Source organism: Candidatus Caldatribacterium sp. SIUC1, assembly GCF_051549785.1.
Taxonomy (GTDB): domain Bacteria; phylum Atribacterota; class Atribacteria; order Atribacterales; family Caldatribacteriaceae; genus Caldatribacterium.
In genome coordinates, this window is the sequence record NZ_CP189974.1 from 715,965 (window position 1) to 739,947 (window position 23,983).

Genomic DNA, 23,983 nt, shown 5'->3' on the forward strand with positions numbered 1-23,983 from the left:
CCTCCTTCACGTTTTGAGGCTTCCAGCAAGAATACCCTGAATGATGAATTTCTGGAAAAAGGCAAAGAGCAGAAGGGGTGGCAAAATGCAGAGCACCGTTCCTGCAAGGAGCCCACCCCACTCCACCGTTGCTGCCCCGATGAAGCTGAAAAGCCCGACACTTGCCGTGCGTACCTCGTTGGCATGGCAGAGGACCAGGGCAATGACCAGGTCGTTCCACATCCACACGAAGGAGTAGATGAGAATGGCCACAATCATAGGAGCGGCAAGGGGGAAGATGATGCGAAAGAGGATGATGCCAACTCCCGCGCCATCAAGCAGGGCACTTTCCTCGATTTCCTGAGGGATGTTCGCGATGTAGGCTTCGCTGATGAGGGTGCTAAAGGGAGCCACCATGCCCGGGTAGACGAGGATGAGGGCCAGGAGGTTGTTCACAAGGCCCAGCCGCTTCATGAAGAGGTATATGGGAATGAAAAACAGCACGGCCGGCATCATCTGGGTGAGGATCACCGCTGTCCGGAGGGTGCCCTTTCCTGGAAGGAATGACCTTGCAAGAGCGTATCCCGCAAGAACACTGATGACAAGGACGATGCAGCTTGCTATGCCACAGGCAAAAAAGGAATTTCGAAGGTACAGGAGCATATCGATGGTGACGGTTCTCGGGTAGGTGACGATCAGGTCGTAGTAATTCTTCAGGGTAAAGGCTTTCGGGAAAAGGTGTGGCGGGAAGGCGAACATCTCATCTGGTGGGAGGAAGGAGGGCATGATGAGCCAGTAAATGGGGACGAGGATGCAGAGAAGGAGGAGAACGATGAGGAGGTAATACAGCGCTGTGGAAAGCGCTCTGGTTTTCATGATTCCACCCTCCTTGAAACGGTGAGGATGGCCAGGCTCAGGGCGAAGTTGATGAGGAACATGAAGACCCCGAGGGTAGCAGCGTGATCAAAGCGGAGTTTGAGGAAGACGGTTTTGTATGCGAGGGTTGCCAGGATTTCTGTGGCGTGTCCTGGGCCGCCCTGGGTCATGGAGTAGATGAGGTCGAAGTAGTTGAAGGTCCATACCGTGGCAAAGAGCGCCATGACGAAAAGCAGTGGCCGGATGAGGGGGAGGGTGATGTACCGGAAAATGGCAAAGGACGTTGCCCCGTCGATACGGGCAGCTTCGTGGATTTCCTGGGGGATGGACTGAAGCCCGGCGAGGATGAAGAGGGCATAGAACGGAAAGGCCTTCCAGATGTTGACCCAGCTCACCGAGTACAGCGCAAGATTCCTCCCAAGGAAATTCACCGGTTCACCCCCAAAGAGGGTCACGAGGTAGTTGATGAGTCCGTAGAGAGGATTGTACAGCCACTTCCAGGTGACCGCGATGGCCACAGGAGGGAGCACGAAGGGAATCAGGCTGAGATTCCGGAAGACCCGGTATCCCCGGCGTGGGATGTTGAGGAGCAGTGCGGTGAAGAGCCCAAGAGTAATCTGAAAGGCAACCGAGAGGGCCGTCCATAAGAGGGCATTCCTGAGCGCAACGAAAAAGAGGGGGTCCTGGAGCACGATGGCGTAATTCCGGAGGCCAACGAAGAACGGTTCGGCGGTGTACAGGGTGTGCTCTTCGAAACTCAGGAGGAACTGGTAGAGCATGGGGTAGAAGAAGGTCAAGGCAAGGAAAGCAAAAAGGGGCATCAAGAGTATCCACGAAGTCCTTTTTCGGAGCACCATGGCTGTCCTCCGTGACCCTCCTGGCCCTGGGCCAGGAGGGTCCTCGTTTCATTTCCCGAGCTCAGCAAGGATTTTCTCCATTTCCTGGGCGCCGGTTTTGAGCGTTGCCTCGATGTCTGCGCCACCCTCAACGATGTCCCAGAACACCCTCCGGAACGTATCGGCGATGAGCGGATTGAAGACCGTGGCCACGTCACCGGTGAAGATTGCCCGGGCTCTGGTGAGCTCGAATTTAAAGGCATCGAACCGCGGATCGTCGAAGAAGGGGTTGGCGAAAGTAGACGTTCTCACTGGGGTATGCCAGAGCTTTTCGCACCACTCCAGGTGGTTCTCTTTGCTCACAAGCCAGGTGATGACCTTTGCCGCTTCGTCGGGGTACTTCGTCCCTTTCATCACCATGTAGAAGCATACGCCGTGTCCGGGGACAAGGGGTTCGGTGCCCATGGGACCGACGAGGTTGTACGGAGCAATGCCGTAGTTGAGGTTCGGCGCGAGTTCACGGTAGTTGCCGATGCTCCAGGAGCCGTTCCCGAGCTGAATCCCAACCTTTCCGAGGTAAAAGGCCTTGTCCCAGTCATCGTACCCGAAGGTCGAAAGACCGGGAGGGGTGTACTGGAAGAGTTCTGTCAAGAGTTCGAAGGTCCCAGCGTTGTTCTCGCTGGCGAAGACGACTTTTCCGTCCTCAACGAAATTGCCCCCGTTGGAGAGAAAGAGTGCCCCCGTGGACCAGTAGGGGCCATCTCCCCAGCTCATCCACTCAATGCCAAACTTCCCCTCTCTGGGCTTGTGGAGTTTTCTGGCTGCTTCAAGAAGCCCATCCCAGGTGGTGGGGAATTCCCCTATTCCTGCTTCCTGGAACAGGTCTTTGTTGTAGTAAATGACCGGAACGAAGAAATCTTCGGGAACGGCAATGATACTCCCCTTATAGGTGCACATGTCCCAGATGTTCTTTGGAACATCCGTGAGCATGTCTGGATCATTCTTTTTAATGTGCTCGTCAAGCGGTAAGGCGGCGTCAAGCCGGGCGATTTCAAACTGCATGGGCATATCGCCACGGTAAAGGTCTGGAGGCGTGCCACCTTTAATGGCGTTGATGATCATTGTGGCTCGCTGCTCGAAGGGGATGTTCGTGAGCTGGATCTGCACGTTGGGGTTTTCCTGCATGTACCGTTCGACCTGCTCGGTGAGCACTTTGATCTCCGCCAGGCTGTAGGTGTGCCAGAACTGGAGGGTGATTTTCTCCTGAGCCACGACACTCCACACAAGAAAGAGCACAAACACCGCAATGAGCAACACGCGCTTCACGGTTCCTCAACCTCCTTTTCGCTGGAAGTGTCGCACAGGGAGACGAAACAGGGTTGACTTGGTGCTCCTCGTCCTCTCACCTCCCTCCCCCAACGAGGCTTCTCACCGAGTTTCGAAGGATGAACTGGCAGGGAAGGATTTTCCGTTCTAACTCCGAGTTGCCATTGCGTTTCAGCATCTGACGGATGATGATTTCTGCCGCTGTGCGACCCATGCGCTCAATCGGCTGGCGGATAGAGGTGATACCCGGGACGATCTCCTCAAGGTCGTCAAAGCACACGAGGGACACGTCTTCAGGGACCCTCTTCCCCATGGCCCCAAGGCCGCGTAGGACCCCAGGGAGACAGTTGCCGCTGGCCACAAAGATTGCCGTTGGCGGGGAGGGGAGATTCAAAAGCCTCACGGCGCCTTCGAAACCTCCCTGGCCTGAGACGAAGGCCGCAATGTCATTGGTGATGGCAACGTACTCTTCCCGGAAGAACCCTCGCTCTTTCAGGAAAGTCTGGTATGTTTCGAAGCGCTCGGCGTGGTCAACCTGGGTGAGATCACCACCGATGAAACCAATTCTCCGGTGGCCGAGGTCAAACAGGTACTGCAGGGCCACCCTGGTGGACTGGATGTTCTCGCAATCCACAAAGTGGACGTCTTCTTCGACTCTGGACCCCAGAACGACCACGTCTTTCCCCAGGGCAAAAAGCGGCCGGATTTTCGGGTCATCTCTGGGAGGTGTAACCAGGATGACGCCTCCGACGTGGTGCTGGTGGAGGAAGGTTCTCCACTCCTGGGGGGAGGCAAAGTGGTCTCTGGTGAAAAAGAGCATGGTATAGTTGAATTTCTGGAGCTCTGCGGATATGCCGTTGAGAAGCCGGGAGAAGTAGTAGTTGAGGAAAATCCCCTCGCGCCATTCATAGACAATGCCCACGGTGTCGTTTTTCCTCGGCAGTACGCTGGGGATGAACCTGTATTCTTCCATGGCCTGGAAGATTTTTGCCCGTGTTTCCGGGGATACCTGTTCGGGATGGTTCAGGGCCCTTGAGACCGTTGCTGGAGAGACACCGGCCTTCCTGGCAATGGTGTAGATGTTCACTCTTGGCATGGCGGTTCGTCCTTTTTGAAATTATTCTGAAACAGTTTTGATAAACATTATAGCAAAAGTTTTTCCCTGCGCAAGCGGGTTTGCAAAAATCTCCCCCTTGGGGTATCCTTGTACCATCCTGGCAGGGAGGGTAAACCATGGAAAAGCGACTGTATCGTTCCCGGAGAGACCGGATTCTTGGAGGCGTGTGCGGAGGCATTGCGGAGTACTTTGGGCTTGACCCTTCTCTGGTGCGAATTGTGGCTGTGCTCCTCATTCTTGTGGGGGGAGGAGCGATTCTGGCGTACATCATCGCCTGGATTCTCATTCCCGAAGAGCCTAAAGGAGAAGACGAAAGGTTCACCCTCGAGGGTTCTTCGCCTGCACCAGGGGAAAGCCGTAAAGAACCCGGTCGCCACATGCTTGCCTGGTTTCTCGTCATCATCGGCGCGCTGTGGCTTTCCCAGTATGTTGTTCCCCTCTGGGGCCCCTGGACTCCCTGGGTCCGTCAGGCGTTCCTGCCCGTTCTCCTCATCGTCGGCGGCGTTTTGCTCCTTGTGCGGCGGTAGTCCGGATTGCTACAATAGCAGCGGACAGGTGACGTGGATTGTTTGTGAAAATCCTTGATCGCTATGTGACGAGAGAGACCGCCCTCGGGATGTTCACCTGGGTCGGGGCGGTGACGATTGTGATGCTTGTGCAGACCCTCTTTGAGCTCATGGACTTTTTCGTGAACCAGAAGGTTCCCTTCCTCATCACCCTTGAAATTCTCCTCCTCTACATCCCGGCACAGATGGTCATGACGTTTCCTATTTCAGGGCTCCTTTCGGCCGAGCTCAATATGGGTCGGCTGTGCCGGGACAGCGAACTTGTGGCCATTGAGGCAAGTGGCGTGAGCATCCGGCGGTTCCTCCTTCCGTATCTTGGGTTTTCTCTCCTTGTGGCCTTTGGGTCTTTTCTCCTCAACGATTTCATCGTGCCAGAGACAAACCACAGAGCCCAGACGCTCATTCGCTACTATGTGTACAAGAAAGCCCCGCCGAAAATCCAGCAGAACGTCTTCTTTCGCGACGCCGAGAACCGTTACTTTTACGTGAACGAACTCGACGCCACCACCTGGGAGATGAAAAACGTCATCATCTACGAGCTCGGGAGAGGTCGAAAGTTCCCCGACGTCATCGTGAGCGAGAAAGCTCGCTGGGTGGAGGACCAGTGGATTCTCGAGAAGGGGGTGCTCCACCGCTACGGGGAAGATGGGTACCTGGAGGAAGAGGTGGAGTTTGCGGTCATGCGCATCGATATGAAGGAGGAACTCCGGGAGTTCTTTGAGAAGCAGCGCAGCCCTGAAGAGATGTCCTCCCGGGAGTTGCGTAAGCAAATCGCCATCCTCAGGCAGGCGGGGAGCGAAACACAGAAACTCGAGGTGGCCTACCATTTCAAGTTCTCCCTTCCCTTCTCAGCGGTTGTTTTCATCCTCATGGGGATGCCCCTGGGAGTTCAGAAAACCAGGGATACCAAGGCGCTGGGAGTCATCGTGACGGTGATTCTTGCCTTCGTCTACTACATGCTCCTCTCGATTTTCCGTTCTCTGGGTCGGGGGGATGTTCTCACCCCCTGGCTTTCGGCCTGGATGCCGAACTTCCTCTTCGGGGGCCTTGGGATTGTCCTCTACGGGATGGTGGACTGGCGATGAGGCGATTCCTGGTGGCGATTTTCCTTTCGCTTTCGACTCTTTTTCTGGTATCGGAGATTCGGGCTCTTGACCTCTTTGAGGAGGCCATGGCGGCGAAGGCAAGCGGAGACGCCGAGAGGGCCCTGCGCCTTTTTGAGGAGTGCATTGCAGAGGGCAAACGGGTTCTTGACGCTTTCTGGGAGGCAGGACTGCTCCTGCTTGAAGAGGGGAAGTACCGTCGGGCTTTTGAGCTTTCTGAGCGGGCCATTCCAGTGTTTTCTGCTCATCTTGAGGCCCATCCCGAGGACCACGTGAACTGGTTCCGCCTGGGGTATATTTTTGAGCTCCGGAGCAGTACCGGATACTTTCGGGAGTGGGAAAGTGCCAGAACGTGCCTCACCAGGGCTCTGGAGCATTCCCCGGAGAACTCCTTTTACCTTCTCCACCTCGGTTACGTATTGTATAAAATGGGAGAGGGGGAAGAGGCGGAAGAGACGCTTCGGGGGATACTCCTTCGGGAACCCCTGAACTTTGAGGCCCGGTACTGGCTGGCGGTGGTTCTTGAATCTGAAAGGAAGTACAGGGAGGCGGAAGAAGAGCTCCGCTTCCTTTTAGAGCATGCCCCGGAGGGTTTCGGGCGGCTCAAAGAGATCGAGAGGCTTTTGAGGAAAGTTGAGAGGAAGGGGTAACGATGGGACGGAGAGCTTTCCCTTTTATGCTTGCGATGTCGATCCTGGTTCTTGCGGTGGGGTGTTTACGGAGCGGAGGACGGGGGAATCTCACAGGGGAAGTGTGGGACGCGCAGGGACCGGTGAGCGGAGTGCTCGTTGAAGGAGGGGGGAAGAGTGTCCTCACCGGGAACGATGGGCGATTTCTCCTTGAGGATCTTCCGACAGGAAAACAGTACGTCTTTTTCTCCCATGCCTCGTACACTGGAGCGGTGGTTGTGGCGGATGTCGCCGATGGAGAGACGAAGAGCATCAATGCCGAGGGAAGAGTGGTACTCGCCGAACGCAGCGAGGACAACCTCAAGGAGTACCTTTTCACCCTTTATGAGCTAGGCTTTTACGAACGGGTGGTTCGAGGGTCTGAGGATTTTTTGCTGTCGTATCCCCAGAGTCCGCTGGCACCCTCTATCCTCTTTCTCCAGGGAGCGTCGTTCTTCTACCTTGGGGAGTACCAGAAGGCCGTAACCGTCCTGGGGGCCATGGTGGCGGATGCTCCTCAGGATCCCTTTGCCGATGACGCCCAGTACCTTCTTGCCAGATGTTACAGTGAGGGGCTTCGGGATTTCAGCCAGGCCATTAGGGAATACTGGAAGCTCGTTGAACGCTATCCTGAAAGCGAGTTCACCGGACAGGCCCTGTACGAGATGGGTGACTGCTACTACATCCTCGGGGCTTTCCGGGATGCCCTGGCCTCGTATGAAAGGGCGATGACCTTTGGTGGGGAAGTGGCCCAGAAGGCGCTCTACTCTTCGGCGCACTGCCTCTACCGGATGGAGTTCTACAACCGGGCGGCGGCAAGGTTCCTGGAGTATGTGGCCCAGTACCCCAGTACCGACCTCTCAGACGATGCCCAGTACTTCGCTGGGGCATCGCTCTACAAGGCCAGTCGCTTCGCCGATGCCCTCCAGGCCTTCGAGGACTGTGTGCGGCTGTACCCGGAGGGAAAATGGTACAACGGTATTCTCATCGCACCTGCTGCGCTGTTCCACAAGGGTCTGTGCCTTGAGAAACTCGGTCGGTACCTCGAGGCGTACAACACCTACCTGGACATCATTCGCCGGTACCCCGGAGCCAGGTGGGCCGATGGATCCTCACTCATCCAGAACGTCCAATTCCGGATTGACTGGTTGCGGAAGTACGTTCTCTGAGCCACAATGTGGGAGCAGAGCGATAGAGAAATCATCCAAGAGGTATTGAACGGCAACAAAGACCTCTTTGCCGTTCTTGTGGCTCGCTACGAGAAACCCATTTTCAACTACGTGTACGGTCTTGTGCGGCAAAGACAGGATGCTGAGGACCTCACCCAGGAGGCCTTTGTGAAGGCCTTTTTTGCTCTGAGGACTTACAGGGACTCTTTTGAGTTCTCCACCTGGATGTACCGCATCGCCCGGAACGTGTGCCTGGACTATTTCCGGCGGCAGAAAATCCGTTCCTTTTTCTCCCTGAACACCCCCGTGGGGGAAGAAGAGGAGGATGAACTCGGGGACTTCCTTCCTGAAGGGAAGGATCCCGAGGAAGGGGTGCTCAGAGAGGAGCTTCTTGAACGGGTTTCACAGGCTGTGGGACAGCTCCCCCTGAAGTTTCGAGAGGTCATCGTCCTCCGCTACGTGGAGGAGCTCTCTTATGAAGAAATTGCCCAGATTCTCGACGTTCCTGTGGGGACAGTGAAGACTTACCTCCACCGGGCCAAGGCGAAACTCCGGGAACTCCTGGGAGAGGAATTTTCGTGAAACTTCGTGTTTCTCCCCCTCGTATCTATAGGTGGGTGGGTAATGTGGAGGAGCAACTTGAGCAGTACCTGCGACGCTTACCAAAGGTTGAACTGGGGCGGTCCCTTGCGCCCTCTGTGATGGCTCGCATTGCAGAGCGAGCGCGACCGTCGTATCGACGTTACAAGCGGTGGGTCGTGGCGCTTGCGGCGGCAGCGCTTTTCGTCCTCATGCTCACGACTAACCTCCCTCTCACCCCTCGCCTTGAGCTTTTCGGGTATCGGACGGTACGGCTGGTGTTCTGCAGCACTGTTCGGAACCCCAAAACCGTGGCCGTTGCCGGTGATTTCTCGGACTGGGAATCCATCCCCATGGAGCGGGTTGACGAGAACTGTTTTGCCCTTACCTTACGTCTTCGCCCGGGGAAGTACGAATATGGTTTCCTGGTCGATGGGAAATGGGTTCCTGACCCTCTCTCCTTGCGGGCCGTGGCCGATGGGTTTGGCAGCGTCAACTCTATTCTCGTGGTCGACGGCGATACCGAGTGAAACGGACGATTCTTTTCCCGCTTCTTGTCCTTTGCCTTTTTGCGGTTTCTGCTTCCTGGGCTTCTGAGGCGGTTCTCCGTCTCATCGAGCGCTCCTCCTACTCCCCGGAGGACAAGGTGTACCTCAAGGAACAGGTTGCCTTAATCTTTGCCGACACTCAGGATGCGGCCCAGAAACTCCTTCTCAAGAAGCTTCGGGAGGGCCTTGTCAAGAATGTCCCCCCAAAGGACCTCATTGAGGCGCTGAACAGGCGAAAGGAAGCCCTGGAGAGGGCTCGATCCCTCCTTGAGGAGACAGGGGTCCCCAGCGGGGAAAACATCCTCGAGGACCTGGTGCTTTCTCTGGAGCTCTCCGTGTCACCTCGGATTCTGAAAGAAGTTCTCGCCCGGGTTGGGGGAAACCCCAAGGTGGCAGGGCGTTTCGTGGACGCGGTGGCTGCTCTTCTTGAGGTTGGCGTTCCCTCGGAGAGGGCGAACGAGGTGTTGCAGCGGGTGCTTGATCGGAACCTCGAAGCCCGGGAGATCCGGACCATTTCCCGGCTCCTTGAGCAGGCAAGGAAAGAAGGGATTGAGGCAAAGGATGTCGTCCGGGTTTTGGGAGAGGCGCTGGGACGGTATGAGAATTTCGCCCTTGTGGAAGTGGAGCTTGAGAACTTCATCGCCGCCAACAAACCCCGGCCGGCCCTTCGGGCAGGGCAGGGAGTGGTGGCGCCACAACCTGGAGTATCTGGAGGCTCACCGGTTGAAGAGGGCGGGACTCCCCTTGAGCCCCAGCCCTCTGCAGTGCGTCCACCCACGCAGGAAGGCGGAACACCCCTTGAGTGATTGCCTCACACCAGGGAGGCGACGAGGTCCCCGACCTCCTGGGTTGTGAGACCCATTTTCCCCGCACTCATACTCTTGATCTTGCCACTTTGCAGTGCTTGAATCACGGCGTTTTCGACGCGGGAGGCTGCTTCGTGCTCCCCGATGGTGTCAAGGAGCATCTGCATGGCAAGGATTGCCGCCAGGGGATTGATGACGTTCATTCCCGTGTACTTGGGTGCTGAGCCCCCGATGGGCTCAAACATTGAGACTCCCTGGGGGTTGATATTGCCACCTGCGGCAATGCCCATACCCCCCTGGATCATGGCTCCAAGGTCGGTGATGATGTCTCCGAACATGTTATCCGTGACGATGACGTCGAACCACTCGGGGTTTTTCACCATCCACATGGTGGTGGCATCGACATGGGCGTAATCGGTCTGGACGTCGGGGTACTCCCGGGCAACCTCGTAGAAGACCCGTTCCCACAGGTCAAAGGCGTAGGTGAGGACGTTGGTTTTCCCGCAGAGGGTCACCTTCTTTTTCTTGTTCCGTTTCCTTGCGTACTCGAAGGCGAAGCGAATGCACCGCTCTACGCCCTTCCGGGTGTTGATGGAGACCTGGATGGCCACTTCATCGGGTGTTCCTTTCCGCAGGAATCCCCCGGCGCCGACGTAGAGCCCTTCGGTATTCTCCCGAACCACCACAAAGTCGATGTCCTCGGGCCCCTTGTCTTTGATTGGGGTCCACACCCCCGGGTAGAGTTTCACGGGGCGGAGGTTCACGTACTGGTCAAGGCCAAAGCGGATTCGAAGGAGAATGCCCTGCTCGAGAATTCCAGGCTTCACGTCGGGATGTCCTATGGCGCCAAGGTACAGGGCGTCGAGCTTTTTGAACTCCTCAAGGGCGGAGTCGGGCAAGGTCTCGCCGGTCTTTTTGTAGTGCTCACCCCCAAAGGGGTAGACAATAGTCTCATACGAGAAGCCGACTTTCGCTGCCACTGCCTCAAGGACTTTGAGCCCTTCCCGCACGACTTCGGGTCCTGTTCCATCTCCAGGAATAACACCAATCCGGTACGTTTTCTTCATGTTCTTCCCCCTTTCCTGGTACACTATTATACGGAATTGAAGCGGAATTCCCAGGGGGTTAGCGCAGGAAGAGCAGAACTTCGTCCTTCTGGAGGTGGAGACCGTGGAGCGAATGGTGGGCAAAGTGAGAATTGAGTGTGTGCGGGGGGATATCACAAGACAGGAAGGCATTGATGCCATAGTGAACGCCGCCAATGCCGAGCTCCGTCCCGGTGGCGGAGTGGCCGGGGCGATTCATCGAGCAGCAGGTCCAGGGCTTTATGAAGAGTGCCGCCCCCTTGCCCCCATAAAGCCCGGGCAGGCGGTCATCACCGGTGGTCACAGGCTCCCGAACCGCTACGTCATCCACTGTCTTGGGCCAAGGTACGGTATCGATGAGCCGTCGGCAGAGCTCCTTGCTTCCTGTTACCGGAATGCCCTGAGGCTTGCCGAAGAACGTGGTGTAACCTCCATTGCCTTCCCTGCCATTTCTACCGGGGTTTTCGGGTACCCCATGCGGGAAGCAGCGGAGGTGGCACTCAAAACGGTCATCGAAATGGTTCCGCAGCTTGAGTCAATCCGGCTCATCCGCTTCGTCCTCTGGGATGAGGAGGCGCTGCGTATTCACGAAGAAACCCTGGCGAGGCTGACAGGGAAGGAAGGTGGAACTCCTTCAGGTTGAGTTGACAGACCCTCTTCTCCCTGATATAGTGTTCCTCTGATGGAGCTGGGGGGAGTGTTGTGTATTTTCAGGATATCATTCTCGCTTTGAGCGACTACTGGAAGCGGCAGGGGTGTATTATTGCGCAGCCGTACGATGTGGAGGTTGGCGCCGGGACCATGAACCCGGCGACTTTTTTGCGAGTTCTGGGTCCCGAGCCCTGGAGAGTGGCCTATTGTGAGCCCTCTCGCCGTCCCACCGATGGCCGGTACGGGGAGAACCCCAACCGCCTCTATGAGCACTACCAGTTCCAGGTCATCATCAAGCCCTCTCCTGACGACATTCAGGATCTCTACCTCGAGAGCCTCTTTACCCTCGGTATTGACCCCAAAGAACACGATATCCGCTTTGTGGAGGATAACTGGGAATCACCGACCCTTGGAGCCTGGGGGCTTGGCTGGGAGGTGTGGCTTGATGGCATGGAGATCACCCAGTTCACCTATTTCCAGCAAGCTGGAGGCATAGACCTCAAACCGATTTCGGTCGAGATCACCTATGGCCTTGAGCGCATTGCCATGTACCTCCAGGGGAAGGACAATGTCTTCGAGGTTCAGTGGAACGAGTACCTTACCTACGGCGATATCCGGCTTCAGGAAGAGCAGGAGCATTCCATATACAGCTTCGAAGAAAGCGACCCTGAGACGCTTTTTACCCTCTTTGAGTTCTACGAGAAAGAAGCCCAGCGACTCCTTGCGCGGGAACTCGTGCTCCCTGCCTATGATTACATCCTCAAATGCTCCCACACCTTTAACCTCCTCGATGCCCGGGGAGGGATGAGTGTTCTTGAGCGGAGCCAGTACATGGGGAGAATCCGGCAGCTCGCCAACCAGTGTGCGCAGCTCTACCTTAAAAAGCGAGAGGCCCTGGGATTCCCCTGGTGTCAGAAAATGGCGGTGACGGTGACTCATGGGTATAGAAGACCTCCTGTTTGAAATCGGTGTCGAGGAACTCCCCACAAGCCTCATCCAGGAGATTTTTCCCGAGGTCGAAGAGCAATTCAGGGAGATGCTTAAGAAGTTCCGCATTCCCTGTGAGGGGTTCCAGGTATGGGGAACCCCTCGGAGGATTGCCGTGTACGCCCGGGGTGTGGGACTTTCCCAGGAGCCGGTCGTTCGGGAAATCAAGGGTCCGGCGAAAAAGGTGGGGATGGCCGAGGACGGCACCTGGTTGTCCCCGGCGCTGGCTTTTGCCCGGACCCAGGGTATTGCTCTGGAGAACCTTTTTGTCCGGGAGACCGAGCGAGGGACGTATATTTTCGGCCGGAAGTTCGAGGAAGGACGGCCTGTGAAGGAAGTGCTGCCTGAGGCGCTTTCGAGTTTTGTCGCCTCCCTGGAGTTCCCCCGGTCCATGCTCTGGGGAGAGGGGCATTTTCGCTTTGTTCGTCCCATCCGGTGGCTTGTGGCGCTCCTCGGCAGGGAGGAAATCCCCCTCTCCATTGCAGGGGTTGTGGCTTCCCGCTACACCCGGGGGCATCGCTTCCTGGCCCCTGCGCCACTGCCCGTTCCTGAGGCACGGGCATATGAGGAGGTGCTCCAGGAGGCGGGGGTTGTGGTGGACCCGAAGAAACGGCGAGCTCGCATAGAGGAGGCACTCTCCCGGCGTGCTCGGGAAGCCGGCGTGCACTGGTTACGGGACGAGGAGCTCCTTGAAGAAGTGAACTTCCTCGTGGAGTACCCCGACGTTTTAGTGGGTCGTTTCAGCGAGAAGTACCTTTCCCTGCCGCCCCGGCTTTTGATCACCGTCATGAAGCACCATCAGCGGTATTTCGCCGCCTGCGATAACGAAGGGAATCTTCGCCCCTTCTTTTTCGTAGTGATCAATCGCCCCTGTGATGGGTCGGAGAAAATCATCCAAGGGAATGAACGAGTTCTGCAGGCCCGCCTTGAGGACGCGCTCTTTTTCTTCGAGGAAGACCGAAAGCACCGTCTTGCTGATTGGGTGGAAGCCCTGAAGGGTGTGGTCTTCCAGGAAGACCTGGGGAGCATGTACGAGAAGACCGAACGCCTTGTGGAGCTCGTGACGTATCTTGGGGAGGTGCTGCAGCGCAGTGAGGCAGAAATCGCCCTGTTGAGGAGGGCAGCTTTCCTCTCCAAGGCTGATTTGGTGTCGTCGATGGTGCGGGAGTTTCCGGAACTCCAGGGGTACATGGGGCGGGTGTACGCAGCGCTCTCGGGAGAACGGGAAGAGGTGGCTTTAGCCATTGAGGAGAGTTACCTCCCCTCACCCAATGGCCGTTTCCCCGAAACGACCCTGGGGAGTATCCTTGCCCTGGCCGATAAGATGGATACCATTGTTTCGAGTTTTGCCCTTGGGAGAATCCCCACGGGGTCTCAGGATCCTTTGGGGTTGCGCCGCCTGGGACAGGGGATCGTCGATATTCTGCTTGTCCGTCAGTGGTACTGTCCCCTTCCGGAGTGGATTGCCAGGAATCTGGCGCTCCTTGCCGCTCAGGGGTTCGCCCCCCGGATTCCCAACCCTGAAGAAGAGGTGCAGCGTTTCCTCCTCCAGCGGTTGCGTTCCTTCCTCCTTGAGGGAGGGAAGCACTATTCGGTAGTGAACGCGGTGTTTGCCGGAAAGACCGACGACCTGTATGAACTTGCGCGACGTGTCGAATTCCTGCAGGGGCTCTTTGAGAAGGACCGGACACTTCTTGCCGAAATCGTCACCGGTTTCACCAGGGCGTACAACATTTCCCGGGATTTTGAGGGTCGGGAGGTTCAGGAATCCCTTCTTGTGGAAGCGGCCGAGAGGGACCTGTACCGGGCGCTCCAGAACATCGAGGGTGAGGTGCGGGGATTGCTCACCCGGGGAGAGTACCGGAAGGCCGTGGAGGTTTTCCAGGGCATCATCCCCCTTCTGAACCGCTTCTTCGACAGGGTTCTCGTCATGTGTGAAGACGAAGCCCTTCGGAGGAATCGCCTGGGGCTCATGCGGCGTATCGTCGAGCTCTTCGCCGATTTTGCCGACCTTTCGCTCATCGTGGTGGAGGAGGGAGCAGGGGTTGCCTGAGTTCGAGGACCACGAAGTCCAGGGGGCAAGCGACGACTTTAACATCTTCGTTATTTCCGACGGAACGGGGAAAACCGCCTTCTCCGTGGTCCAGGCTGCGCTTTTGCAGTTTGAGCTCCCCCGGGTGAACGTCCTTCGGTTCACCCACGTGCGGAGTGAAGAGGAAATCTACAATATCATGGACATGGTACGGGTCGGAAAGGACATCGTGGTCTACACGGTGGTCAACGAGGACCTGGCCCGGGTTCTGCGGGCAGAGGCGGCTAACCGCAGTGTCATCGCTTTAGACATCCTCGGGCCAGTGGTGGAGGCGCTGAAGCGGGTAAGTCTCCGAAAGCCCCGGGGGATTCCCGGGATTCTCCAGCGGGAGGAGAACGTGGCCGAACGTCTTGAGGCCATCGAATACGCCATGGAGAAGAGCACTGGGTTCAGTGTGTCGAATCTGGACCAGGCCGATGTGATCCTGCTCACCGTCTGGTACCCGCACCGGGATGAGTGCATTCTGCGACTGGCCGAAAAAGGCATCAAATGTGGGTATGTCATGCTTGACCCGAATCTCCCTCTTCCGATAAACTTTGAGGAGGTGGTTGGGGGGAACGCAAGAGCACTCGTTGTGGGTATCGACATGGATCCCCGGTATCTGAGCGAGCTCCGTCTTGAGCGGATCAGGGCATTAGGGTTGTACTGTCTTGTGGAGAAAGCAAGTCTTGGGCGGGTAGAGGAAGAACTCGCCTTTGCCCGGGGGATTTACCAGCGTCTCCATTGTCCGGTCATTGACATCACCCGCCTTTCGGTGCACGACGTGGTGGGAAAGATTTTTGAACAAATCAAAAAGAAAAGGGAGGAACAGGCATGAAGAAGTACGTGTACTTCTTTGGTGAAGGAGACGCTTCGATGAAGCTCCTTCTTGGAGGGAAGGGAGCAAACCTTGCGGAAATGACCCGAATCGGCCTTCCTGTCCCTCCTGGCTTCACCATCACCACGGAGGCGTGTTCGCACTTCTACAGGAATAACCAGGCCTGGCCTGAGGGACTTGAGGAAGAGGTGAAAAAGAGCCTGAAGGCCCTCGAGGAGAAGACGGGGAAGAAATTCGGCGACCCCGACAACCCTCTCCTCGTTTCGGTTCGTTCCGGTGCGCCGGCTTCTATGCCCGGGATGATGGACACCATCCTGAACCTCGGTCTGAACGATAAGGTGGTGGAGGGCCTTGCCCGCCTGACCTCGAACGAGCGCTTTGCCTATGACTGCTATCGCCGCTTCATCCAGATGTTCGGCAACGTTGTCATGGGTGTGGACCATTCGAAGTTCGAGGCGATTCTCGACGAGGTGAAAGAAGAAGTTGGAGCAAAGCAGGACACGGATCTCGATGCGGAGGCACTGAAAAAAGTCGTCGAGAAGTACAAGAAGCTCTACAGGGAGAGTACCGGTGAGGACTTCCCTCAGGATCCCTGGGAGCAGCTCCGGCGGGCGATCAACGCGGTGTTCCTCTCCTGGAACAACAAGCGGGCCATCACCTACCGGAAAATCCACAATATCCCTGAGGACTGGGGAACCGCCGTCAACGTGCAGATGATGGTCTTCGGCAACATGGGCTTTGACTCTGGAACGGGTGTTGGCTTCACCCGAAACCCCTCTACAGGAGAGAAGGAGTACTACGGTGAGTACCTCTTAAACGCCCAGGGTGAGGATGTCGTTGCCGGGATCCGGACCCCCAAACCCATCAAGGAAATGGAGAAGGAGCTCCCCCAGGCGTTTGAGGAGCTCAAGAGGGTCTACGAGATTCTTGAAAAGCACTACAAGGATATGCAGGATTTCGAGTTCACTATCGAGCGCGGCAAGCTCTACCTCCTCCAGACCCGAACCGGGAAACGGACGGCTCAGGCGGCCATCAAGATTGCCGTGGACATGGTCCGGGAAGGGCTCATCGACGAGAAGACTGCCGTGAAACGTGTGGAACCAGGCCAGATCAACCAGCTCCTCCATCCGCAGATTGACCGGAGTCAGCCTCTCAAGGTCCTTGCCAAGGGACTCCCTGCGTCTCCTGGTGCTGCTTCCGGGAAAGTGGTCTTTGACGCCGATGAGGCGGAGAAACTCGGTAACGCCGGGGAAAAGGTCATCCTCGTTCGTCCGGAGACCACCCCTGACGACATCCACGGTGTAGTGGCGGCTCAGGGTGTCCTCACAAGCCGTGGCGGCATGACGAGCCACGCAGCCGTTGTGGCCCGGGGTATGGGGAAACCCTGTGTGGCCGGATGCGAGGCCATTAAAATCGACCTCGAGAAAAAGGAGTTCACCGTTGGCGATGTGGTGGTGAAAGAGGGCGAGTACATTACTATCGACGGAAGCACCGGCGAGGTGATCCTTGGCCAGGTCCGTACCATCCCGCCTCAGCTTTCCGAGGAGTTCAAGGTGCTCCTTTCCTGGGCCGATAAGTTCCGCAAGCTCGGTGTTCGGGCCAACGCCGACACGCCTGCTGACGCGAAGAAGGCGCTGGAGTTCGGCGCAGAGGGCATCGGTCTTTGCCGGACCGAGCACATGTTCATGGCTCCGGACCGTCTCCCCTGGGTCCAGAAGATGATCATGGCCCAGACCCTTGAGGAGCGAAAGGAAGCCCTGTCCCACATTGAGCCCATGCAGAAGGGTGATTTCAAGGAAATCTTCCGCATCATGGAAGGAAAGCCGGTGACCATCCGGCTCATCGATCCACCGCTCCATGAGTTCCTGCCAAGACTCGAAGACCTTCTCGTGGAAGTCGCCACCCTCAGGGCTCGAGGTGTTACCGGGCCAGAGCTTGAGGAGAAGGAGAAACTCCTGAAGGTCGTCCGGAACCTCCATGAGGCTAACCCCATGATGGGCCTTCGGGGATGCCGTCTGGTCATCCTCTACCCCGAGATTGCCGAGATGCAGGTTCGCGCCATTATGGAAGCGGCATGTGAGCTCACCAAAGAGGGCATCAAGGTCATTCCCGAAATTATGATTCCGCTTGTGGGCCACAGGAACGAAATCAAGGTTCTCAAGGAGAAACTCGATGAAGTCGCCCAGAAGGTCTTGCAAGAGCAGGGTGTTTCCATAAGCTACAGCTTCGGTACCATGATCGAAGTGCCCAGAGCAGCGCTTGTCGCCGACCAGATTGCTGAATACGCCGAGTTCTTCTCCTTCGGCACCAACGACCTCACCCAGATGACCTTCGGCTACAGCCGTGACGACGCTGAAGGGAAGTTCCTCTTTTTCTACGAAGAGAACGGCATCCTTCCTGAAGATCCCTTCCAGGTCCTCGATCAGGAGGGTGTGGGGCAGCTCATGCAGATGGCCGTTGAGAAAGGCCGCAAAACCCGTCCGAACCTCAAGTGCGGCATCTGCGGCGAGCATGGTGGTGAACCGAAGTCTGTGGCTTTCTGCCACAAGATTGGTCTGAACTACGTGAGCTGTTCGCCCTTCCGGGTGCCCATTGCCCGGCTGGCTGCCGCTCACGCTGCGCTTGAAGACGTCGAGAAAGAGGCGAAATTCAACCTGTGAAAAGGAGCAGGCGGGGGCCACCCCGCCTGCCTTGAGGTCATGGTGGACATTCAGAGCATTAAGCGTTTCCTCGAAGAGAGGGAGAGGGAACTGCTCTCTCCTTTTGCCACCTTGAGTACCAAGACGCGGGGTCGGGGAAAGGAAGAGAAAGAATGCGAGCTCCGGACCTGTTTCCAGCGGGACCGGGACCGCATTCTCCACAGCAAGTCTTTTCGCCGCCTCAAGCACAAAAGCCAGGTGTTTTTGAGTCCTGAGGGAGACCACTATCGGACCCGTCTCACCCACACCCTTGAGGTCTCTCAGATTGCCCGCACCATTGCCCGGGCGCTTCGCCTCAACGAAGACCTAGTGGAGGCCATAAGCCTTGGGCATGACCTCGGGCACACCCCTTTTGGCCATGCTGGAGAAGAGGCGCTGAACGAGGTTCACCCGGGGGGATTCAAACACAACGAGCAGAGCCTCCGGGTTGTGGATTGTCTTGAGCGGGATGGGGAAGGCCTGAACCTCACCTGGGAGGTACGGGATGGCATCGTGAAGCACTCGAAAACGCATCTTGCATGCCTTACCGCTTCCCCTGAGGACCTTCCGGCGACGCTTGAGGGGCAGGTGGTACGCTGGGCAGACGTCATCGCCTATGTGAACCATGACATCGATGACGCCCTGCGGGCCCGGGTCATCCGCTTTGAAGAGCTTCCCAAAAAGGCCATTGCTGTTTTGGGAGAGACCCACAGAGAGCGCATCAACACCATGGTTCGGGATATCGTCGTTGAGAGCTTCGATCGCCCGGAAATCCGCATGAGTGAACGGGTCCAGGAAGCAACGGAAACGCTTCGGAATTTCCTCTTCGAGCGGGTGTACTTCGGTCCTGAACAATGGCAGGAGCGGGAGAAAGCCAAGCGCCTGGTGAAGCACCTCTATGAGTTCTTTGCCGAGTACCCCGAAGTCCTTGAGGCGGAGTATACCTTTGCCCGGAAAAGGCAGGAGGACTTGGGAACGGTCATCTGCGATTTCATCTCGGGGATGACCGACCGCTATGCCCTATACATCTACCGGAAGTATTTCATCCCCTCTTCGTGGCCGCAAGAGGGATGGAGAATTCGCTAAAGGGAGGTGTCCAGTATGGGAGGAGTCGTGTACTTCACTCCGATTGCCGGTCTCATTGCCGTGCTCTTTGCCGTAACGCTCATCCGCCGGATCAACACCTTCAGTCCCGGGAATGAGAAAATGCAGGAGATTTCCCGGGCTGTTCAGGAAGGCGCCATGGCTTTCCTGAAGCGAGAGTACAGCTTCCTTGTGGTGTTCGTTGTGGTGATGTTTGTGGTTTTGGGTTTTGCCCGTGGCTGGGTGACGGCAGGGTGTTTCGTAGTTGGCGCCTTCTGCTCTGTCATGGCTGGCTTCGTGGGTATGCGCATTGCCACCCGCAGTAACGCCCGGACGGCTCAAGCCGCAACTCAGGGGGCCAACCCCGCTTTGCGGGTTGCCTTCTCGGCAGGGGCCGTCATGGGGATGTGCGTGGTGGGTTTTGGGCTTTTAGGTCTTGGGATACTCTACGCCATTATCCGGGATGCCCAGATCATCAACGGCTTTGCCCTGGGCGCGAGTTCTGTGGCCCTTTTCGCCCGCGTTGGTGGGGGTATTTACACCAAGGCTGCCGATGTTGGAGCAGACCTTGTGGGGAAGGTTGAGGCGGGCATCCCTGAGGATGACCCCCGTAACCCTGCGGTCATCGCCGATAACGTGGGGGATAACGTCGGAGATGTGGCCGGAATGGGAGCGGATCTCTTCGAGTCCTACGTTGGGTCCATCATCGCGGCAATGATTCTCGGAACGGCTCTGGCGGAAAGCACCGCAGGACTCCTGTACCCCCTCCTCATTGCAGGGCTTGGGGTCATTGCTTCAATTATCGGGACGTTCTTTGTGAGCGCTCGAGACGAGAAAGGGCTTGCGGCGGCCCTGAACCGGGGGACCTATGTGAGCAGCGGGCTCATCGTGGTCTTCAGCCTCGTTGCCTCCCTTCTCCTTTTCCGGGGCCTTGGGCCTTTTGTGGCCACGGTTGCGGGACTCATCGCCGGTGTGGCCATTGGGCTCCTCTCTGAGTACTACACCTCAAGCGAGTTCAGGCCCACCCGGGAACTTGCCCAGGCGTCGCAGACGGGGGCAGCGACCACCATCATCAGCGGTCTTGCCCTGGGCATGGAGAGCGCAGTTTTGCCACTACTTGTCATCTGTGGCGCGATCCTCGTCGCCTATTGGGCAGCCGGGATGTACGGGATTGCCATTGCCGGTCTTGGTATGCTCTCAATCACCGGTATCATCGTCTCCGTTGATGCCTATGGGCCGGTGGCCGACAACGCCGGAGGTATTGCTGAAATGGCCGGCCTGGGTCCTGGGGTTCGGAAAATCACCGATTCCCTCGATGCTCTGGGCAATACCACCGCGGCCATCGGCAAGGGCTTTGCCATAGGTTCTGCGGCGCTCACCGCCATGGGACTTTTTGCCGCTTATGGGCAAGCTGTGGGCCTTCGGAGCATGGACCTTCTGCATCCCCACACGGTGGTGGGGCTTTTTGTGGGTGGCATGATGCCCTTCCTCTTCTCTTCCCTCGCCATGAAGGCGGTGGGGAGGGCGGCGTTCCAGATGGTTGAGGAGGTCCGCCGACAGTTCCGGGAAATCAAGGGGCTCATGGAAGGGAAAGCTCGTCCGGATTACGCCCGGTGTGTGGACATCAGCACCCGCGGGGCCATTTCCCGGATGATTCTTCCCGGCGTTCTGGCTGTGGTGGTACCCCTTGTTGTGGGACTTGTGCTTGGCCGTGAGGCTCTGGGTGGGCTTCTGGCGGGAGCCATCATCAGTGGGCTCATGCTTGCCATCATGATGGCCAACGCCGGTGGTGCCTGGGACAACGCGAAGAAGTACATCGAGGCGGGGAACCTCGGTGGCAAGGGTACACCAACGCATGCCGCAGCGGTCGTGGGCGATACTGTTGGAGACCCCTTCAAGGACACTGCAGGACCCTCCCTCAACATCCTTATCAAACTCATGTCCATTGTGGCACTGGTCTTTGCCCCCCTCTTCATGCGGTAGTCCTCACCCGGAGGGGTAACCCCCCTCCGGGGCAACACAGGGTGGGCGTATGTTCATCCCCGAGGAGTACCTGGAGGAAATTAAAGCCCGCGTGGATATCGTGGAGCTCATCTCTCAGTATGTGGAGCTCCGTCCCTCGGGCCGGAACTTCCGGGCCCTCTGTCCGTTTCATGAGGAGCGTACACCCTCCTTTACCGTTTCTCCGGAGAAGGGCATTTTCTACTGTTTTGGCTGTGGTGCAGGGGGGAATATTTTCACCTTCGTCATGCGTATGGAGCGCCTGACCTTTCCTGAAGCTGTGGCCTTCCTGGCAGAACGCTGTGGCGTGGAGCTCCCCTCTGCTTTCAGGGGGATGTCGTCATCCCTCCAGGAACGGGAACGGCTGTTCCGGCTACTTGAGTCTGCCAACCGGTATTACCGGGAGTGCCTTGAAGTGGGGAAAGACGAGGAAGCGTATCGGGCCAGGGAATACCTCGTGGGGAAGCGGGGGCTGGGTGAGGAAGTTCGGGAAACCTTCTCTCTCGGGTTTTCTCCGTCTTTGGGGAAAGGACTCATTACCCGGCTGCTCGGGGAGGGTTTCTCAGGGCAGGAGATTCTCCGTGCAGGGCTTGGTGTGGTCACGAAACGGGGTGAACTCCTTGACCGCTTCCGGGGAAGGATCACCTTTGCGCTCCATGACACCCAGGGGAGAATCATCGGGTTTGCGGGGAGGGTTCTTGGGGAAGGAGAGCCCAAGTACGTCAACAGCACCGATACCCCTCTCTTCACGAAAGGCCGATCCCTCTATGGGCTTTTTGCCACGAAAGACGCCATCGTGAGGCAGCGTTTTGCCATCCTCGTTGAGGGGTACATGGATTGCCTCACCCTCTTTGAATACGGCGTGAGGAATTGCGTTGCCTCCATGGGAACGGCACTCACCCGGGAACAGGCGGGGCTTCTCCGGAGGTACACCGAGCGGGTAGTACTCTGCTACGATGCCGACCAAGCCGGACAGCAGGCAACGGCCCGGGGGATGGCGGTGCTATACGAGCGAGGGCTTGCGGTGGACATTGTGACCCTGCCATCACCCCATGACCCCGACAGCTTCCTCCGGGAGAATGGCAAAGAGGCTTTTCTGGAACTCCTCGACAAAGCTCAGCCGTTTTTTGAGTATGCTCTGGAATTATTGCTGAAGAACTGTGGTTATACTTCTCTGGAGTCAAAAGCCAGAGTCATCCGGGGTATGGCGCCGTTTATTGAAGCGACGAGGGACCCGGTGGAACGGACGTTACGGGTCAGGTTCCTTGCAGAGCGGGTTGGCGTCGACGAGGTCCTCGTGGAACGGGCGCTCGGGAGGGAAGACTTTGGGGTGTCTGGAGGTGCGCTCCCCCGCAGGGTCCCGGAACCCGGATGGGTGCAGGCCGAAAAGATGTTGCTTCGAGCGTGTTTTGACGACGCGACGCTGCGGGGGAGGATTGTGGAGGTCATCGACCGGGACCACTTCCAGAAGCCGGAGCACCAGCGAATCTTCCAGGCCATCGTGCATCTTTCTTCGAAAGAGGCGTTTACCCTTTCGGACCTTGTGGACGTTTTCCAGGGGGAGGAGGGCATTCAGGCCCTCGTTGGGGAAATTGCCTCCCGGGAAGAATTTGCCTGTGCTTCCCGAGAGGACCTTGTGGAGGACCTCATCCGCCAGGTGAAGCTTTCGTCGCTTGAGCAGAAAATCCAAAGCCTCCGGGAGGAGCTCAGGCGTTCTGATGATCCGGAGGGCTGGAGAAGGTACCATGCCCTGGTGCAGGAGCGGGAGAAACTCCGGAGAACCACGACGTGAGAGAGGAGAGAGGGAGCCTTGAGCGGGAACGGGAAAAAGAAGACCTCTCAGGAAATTGCTTCGCTCGTTGAGAGTGGTAAACGGAAAGGGTACGTGACCTTCAAGGAGCTCAACGACATCCTGGGGGATGACGCGGTCAACGTCGACAAACTCGACGACGTGTACGACACGCTCTCAGAACTCGGCATCGAGGTCTCTGACGAAGAAATGTTTCGGGAAGAGGTTCCGGCTCTTGAGGCTGAAGACTGGCAGATTGAGGACGTTCGGGGGATTGGCGCGGACGATCCGGTCAAGATGTACCTGAAGGAAATCGGTCAGGTACCGTTGCTCACCCCGGAAGAAGAGGTGGAGCTCGCCAAGCGCATTGAACAGGGAGACCAGGAGGCGAAGAAGAAGCTCATCGAAGCGAATCTCCGGCTTGTGGTGAGCATCGCCAAGCGATACGTTGGCCGGGGCATGCTCTTTCTTGACCTCATCCAGGAAGGGAACCTTGGTCTTATCCGGGCGGTGGAGAAATTCGACTACCGCAAAGGGTACAAATTCTCGACATACGCCACCTGGTGGATTCGTCAGGCCATCACGAGGGCCATCGCCGACCAGGCCCGGACCATTCGCATTCCCGTGCACATGGTGGAGACCATCAACAAACTCGTCCGGGTGAGCCGCCAGCTGACGCAGGAACTCGGCCGTGAGCCCACTCCCGAGGAAATCGCCGAGCGCATGGGCATCACTCCGGAGAAGGTGCGGGAAATCCTGAAAACCGCCCAGGAGCCGCTGTCTCTGGAAACCCCCATCGGGGAAGAGGAGGACAGCCACCTCGGCGATTTCATCGAGGACACGGGGATCATGGCCCCGCCGCAGGCAGCGTCGTACTCCCTTTTGCGGGAGCAGCTCGAGAACGTCCTCAATACCCTCACCGAGCGGGAGCGAAAGGTCCTGAAGCTTCGCTTTGGTCTTGAAGATGGAAAGCCCCACACCCTTGAAGAGGTCGGGCAGATTTTCGGGGTTACCCGGGAACGCATCCGCCAGATTGAGGCCAAGGCCCTGCGGAAACTCCGCCATCCCAGCCGGAGCAAAAAGCTCCGGGACTATCTTGACGAATCCGATTGACGTTTTTATAATCTGTACTTGAATCGCTCCTCGGTAGCTCAATGGTAGAGCGTCCGGCTGTTAACCGGATGGTTGCAGGTTCGAGTCCTGCCCGGGGAGCCATTGCTTTTTCAG

At 57.4% G+C, this 23,983-nt stretch carries 21 protein-coding genes and 1 tRNA gene; 17 read left to right on the forward strand and 5 right to left on the reverse strand.

The features are described 5' to 3' along the window. Nucleotides 1-6: 6 nt before the first annotated feature. The 4 genes from ACP6EK_RS03610 to ACP6EK_RS03625 form a co-directional block, all read right to left on the reverse strand. Complete coding sequence (locus ACP6EK_RS03610) at nucleotides 7-855, reverse strand: carbohydrate ABC transporter permease (protein ID WP_438318018.1); 849 nt, start codon at nucleotides 853-855, stop codon at nucleotides 7-9. Beyond that, nucleotides 852-1,712: a carbohydrate ABC transporter permease gene (locus tag ACP6EK_RS03615; protein ID WP_438318021.1), complete on the reverse strand. Its 861-nt coding sequence runs from the start codon at nucleotides 1,710-1,712 to the stop codon at nucleotides 852-854. Before ACP6EK_RS03615 ends, ACP6EK_RS03610 begins: the two co-directional genes overlap by 4 nt. A 48-nt stretch (nucleotides 1,713-1,760) precedes the next feature. Next, on the reverse strand, nucleotides 1,761-3,017 hold the full coding sequence (locus ACP6EK_RS03620; RefSeq protein WP_438318024.1) for an ABC transporter substrate-binding protein: 1,257 nt from the start codon (nucleotides 3,015-3,017) through the stop codon (nucleotides 1,761-1,763). Between the two features lie 76 nt (nucleotides 3,018-3,093). Further along, complete coding sequence (locus ACP6EK_RS03625) at nucleotides 3,094-4,113, reverse strand: LacI family DNA-binding transcriptional regulator (RefSeq protein WP_438318027.1); 1,020 nt, start codon at nucleotides 4,111-4,113, stop codon at nucleotides 3,094-3,096. 137 nt (nucleotides 4,114-4,250) lie between these two features. Between ACP6EK_RS03625 and ACP6EK_RS03630 the strand changes: the two genes are divergently transcribed. From ACP6EK_RS03630 to ACP6EK_RS03660, 7 genes are read left to right on the forward strand one after another with little or no spacing between them, the layout of a single operon-like run. Next, nucleotides 4,251-4,661, forward strand: coding sequence for a PspC domain-containing protein (locus ACP6EK_RS03630; protein WP_438318030.1), 411 nt, complete (start codon nucleotides 4,251-4,253; stop codon nucleotides 4,659-4,661). A gap of 44 nt (nucleotides 4,662-4,705) precedes the next feature. Beyond that, the gene (locus ACP6EK_RS03635; protein ID WP_438318866.1) at nucleotides 4,706-5,785 is read left to right on the forward strand and encodes an LptF/LptG family permease; all 1,080 of its coding nucleotides are present in this window, start codon (nucleotides 4,706-4,708) and stop codon (nucleotides 5,783-5,785) included. Beyond that, entirely contained in the window at nucleotides 5,782-6,453 is a 672-nt protein-coding gene (locus ACP6EK_RS03640; protein WP_438318032.1) for a tetratricopeptide repeat protein, read from the forward strand. The genes ACP6EK_RS03635 and ACP6EK_RS03640 overlap by 4 nt, the downstream gene beginning before the upstream one ends. 2 nt (nucleotides 6,454-6,455) lie before the next feature. Next, nucleotides 6,456-7,640 carry a tetratricopeptide repeat protein gene (locus tag ACP6EK_RS03645; RefSeq protein ID WP_438318035.1) on the forward strand — a complete coding sequence of 395 codons (1,185 nt, stop codon included), beginning with the start codon at nucleotides 6,456-6,458 and terminating at the stop codon, nucleotides 7,638-7,640. Nucleotides 7,641-7,646: 6 nt separating this feature from the next. Beyond that, complete coding sequence (locus ACP6EK_RS03650; protein WP_438318037.1) at nucleotides 7,647-8,222, forward strand: RNA polymerase sigma factor; 576 nt, start codon at nucleotides 7,647-7,649, stop codon at nucleotides 8,220-8,222. A gap of 35 nt (nucleotides 8,223-8,257) precedes the next feature. Further along, on the forward strand, nucleotides 8,258-8,749 hold the full coding sequence (locus ACP6EK_RS03655) for a glycogen-binding domain-containing protein (protein WP_438318040.1): 492 nt from the start codon (nucleotides 8,258-8,260) through the stop codon (nucleotides 8,747-8,749). After that, nucleotides 8,746-9,573, forward strand: coding sequence for a hypothetical protein (locus tag ACP6EK_RS03660; protein ID WP_438318043.1), 828 nt, complete (start codon nucleotides 8,746-8,748; stop codon nucleotides 9,571-9,573). The genes ACP6EK_RS03655 and ACP6EK_RS03660 overlap by 4 nt, the downstream gene beginning before the upstream one ends. Before the next feature lie 5 nt (nucleotides 9,574-9,578). On the opposite strand, the gene ACP6EK_RS03665 is transcribed toward ACP6EK_RS03660, so the two are convergent. Then, nucleotides 9,579-10,640, reverse strand: coding sequence for a 3-isopropylmalate dehydrogenase (locus ACP6EK_RS03665; RefSeq protein WP_438318046.1), 1,062 nt, complete (start codon nucleotides 10,638-10,640; stop codon nucleotides 9,579-9,581). A 112-nt stretch (nucleotides 10,641-10,752) separates the two neighbouring features. On the opposite strand from ACP6EK_RS03665, the gene ACP6EK_RS03670 reads away from it, so the two are divergent. The 10 genes from ACP6EK_RS03670 to ACP6EK_RS03715 all read left to right on the forward strand — a co-directional run bounded on the left by ACP6EK_RS03670 (nucleotide 10,753) and on the right by ACP6EK_RS03715 (nucleotide 23,971). After that, the gene (locus ACP6EK_RS03670; RefSeq protein ID WP_438318869.1) at nucleotides 10,753-11,301 is read left to right on the forward strand and encodes a macro domain-containing protein; all 549 of its coding nucleotides are present in this window, start codon (nucleotides 10,753-10,755) and stop codon (nucleotides 11,299-11,301) included. A gap of 59 nt (nucleotides 11,302-11,360) precedes the next feature. After that, complete coding sequence (glyQ, locus tag ACP6EK_RS03675; RefSeq protein WP_438318049.1) at nucleotides 11,361-12,272, forward strand: glycine--tRNA ligase subunit alpha; 912 nt, start codon at nucleotides 11,361-11,363, stop codon at nucleotides 12,270-12,272. Then, nucleotides 12,247-14,349, forward strand: coding sequence for a glycine--tRNA ligase subunit beta (gene glyS / locus ACP6EK_RS03680; protein WP_438318051.1), 2,103 nt, complete (start codon nucleotides 12,247-12,249; stop codon nucleotides 14,347-14,349). Before glyQ ends, glyS begins: the two co-directional genes overlap by 26 nt. Next, a complete protein-coding gene (locus ACP6EK_RS03685; protein WP_438318054.1) occupies nucleotides 14,342-15,205 on the forward strand; it encodes a kinase/pyrophosphorylase in 864 nt (287 codons plus the stop codon). The genes glyS and ACP6EK_RS03685 overlap by 8 nt, the downstream gene beginning before the upstream one ends. Next, entirely contained in the window at nucleotides 15,202-17,865 is a 2,664-nt protein-coding gene (ppdK, locus tag ACP6EK_RS03690; protein WP_438318057.1) for a pyruvate, phosphate dikinase, read from the forward strand. Before ACP6EK_RS03685 ends, ppdK begins: the two co-directional genes overlap by 4 nt. Before the next feature lie 39 nt (nucleotides 17,866-17,904). Beyond that, a complete protein-coding gene (locus tag ACP6EK_RS03695) occupies nucleotides 17,905-18,969 on the forward strand; it encodes a deoxyguanosinetriphosphate triphosphohydrolase (RefSeq protein ID WP_438318060.1) in 1,065 nt (354 codons plus the stop codon). Nucleotides 18,970-18,984: 15 nt separating this feature from the next. Continuing rightward, on the forward strand, nucleotides 18,985-20,949 hold the full coding sequence (locus ACP6EK_RS03700) for a sodium-translocating pyrophosphatase (protein ID WP_438318063.1): 1,965 nt from the start codon (nucleotides 18,985-18,987) through the stop codon (nucleotides 20,947-20,949). Nucleotides 20,950-20,998: 49 nt separating this feature from the next. Continuing rightward, on the forward strand, nucleotides 20,999-22,759 hold the full coding sequence (gene dnaG, locus ACP6EK_RS03705) for a DNA primase (protein ID WP_438318066.1): 1,761 nt from the start codon (nucleotides 20,999-21,001) through the stop codon (nucleotides 22,757-22,759). Between the two features lie 18 nt (nucleotides 22,760-22,777). Then, nucleotides 22,778-23,869, forward strand: coding sequence for an RNA polymerase sigma factor RpoD (gene rpoD, locus ACP6EK_RS03710; RefSeq protein ID WP_438318069.1), 1,092 nt, complete (start codon nucleotides 22,778-22,780; stop codon nucleotides 23,867-23,869). 27 nt (nucleotides 23,870-23,896) lie between these two features. After that, nucleotides 23,897-23,971: transfer RNA gene (locus ACP6EK_RS03715), tRNA-Asn, on the forward strand. Nucleotides 23,972-23,983 lie beyond the last annotated feature (12 nt).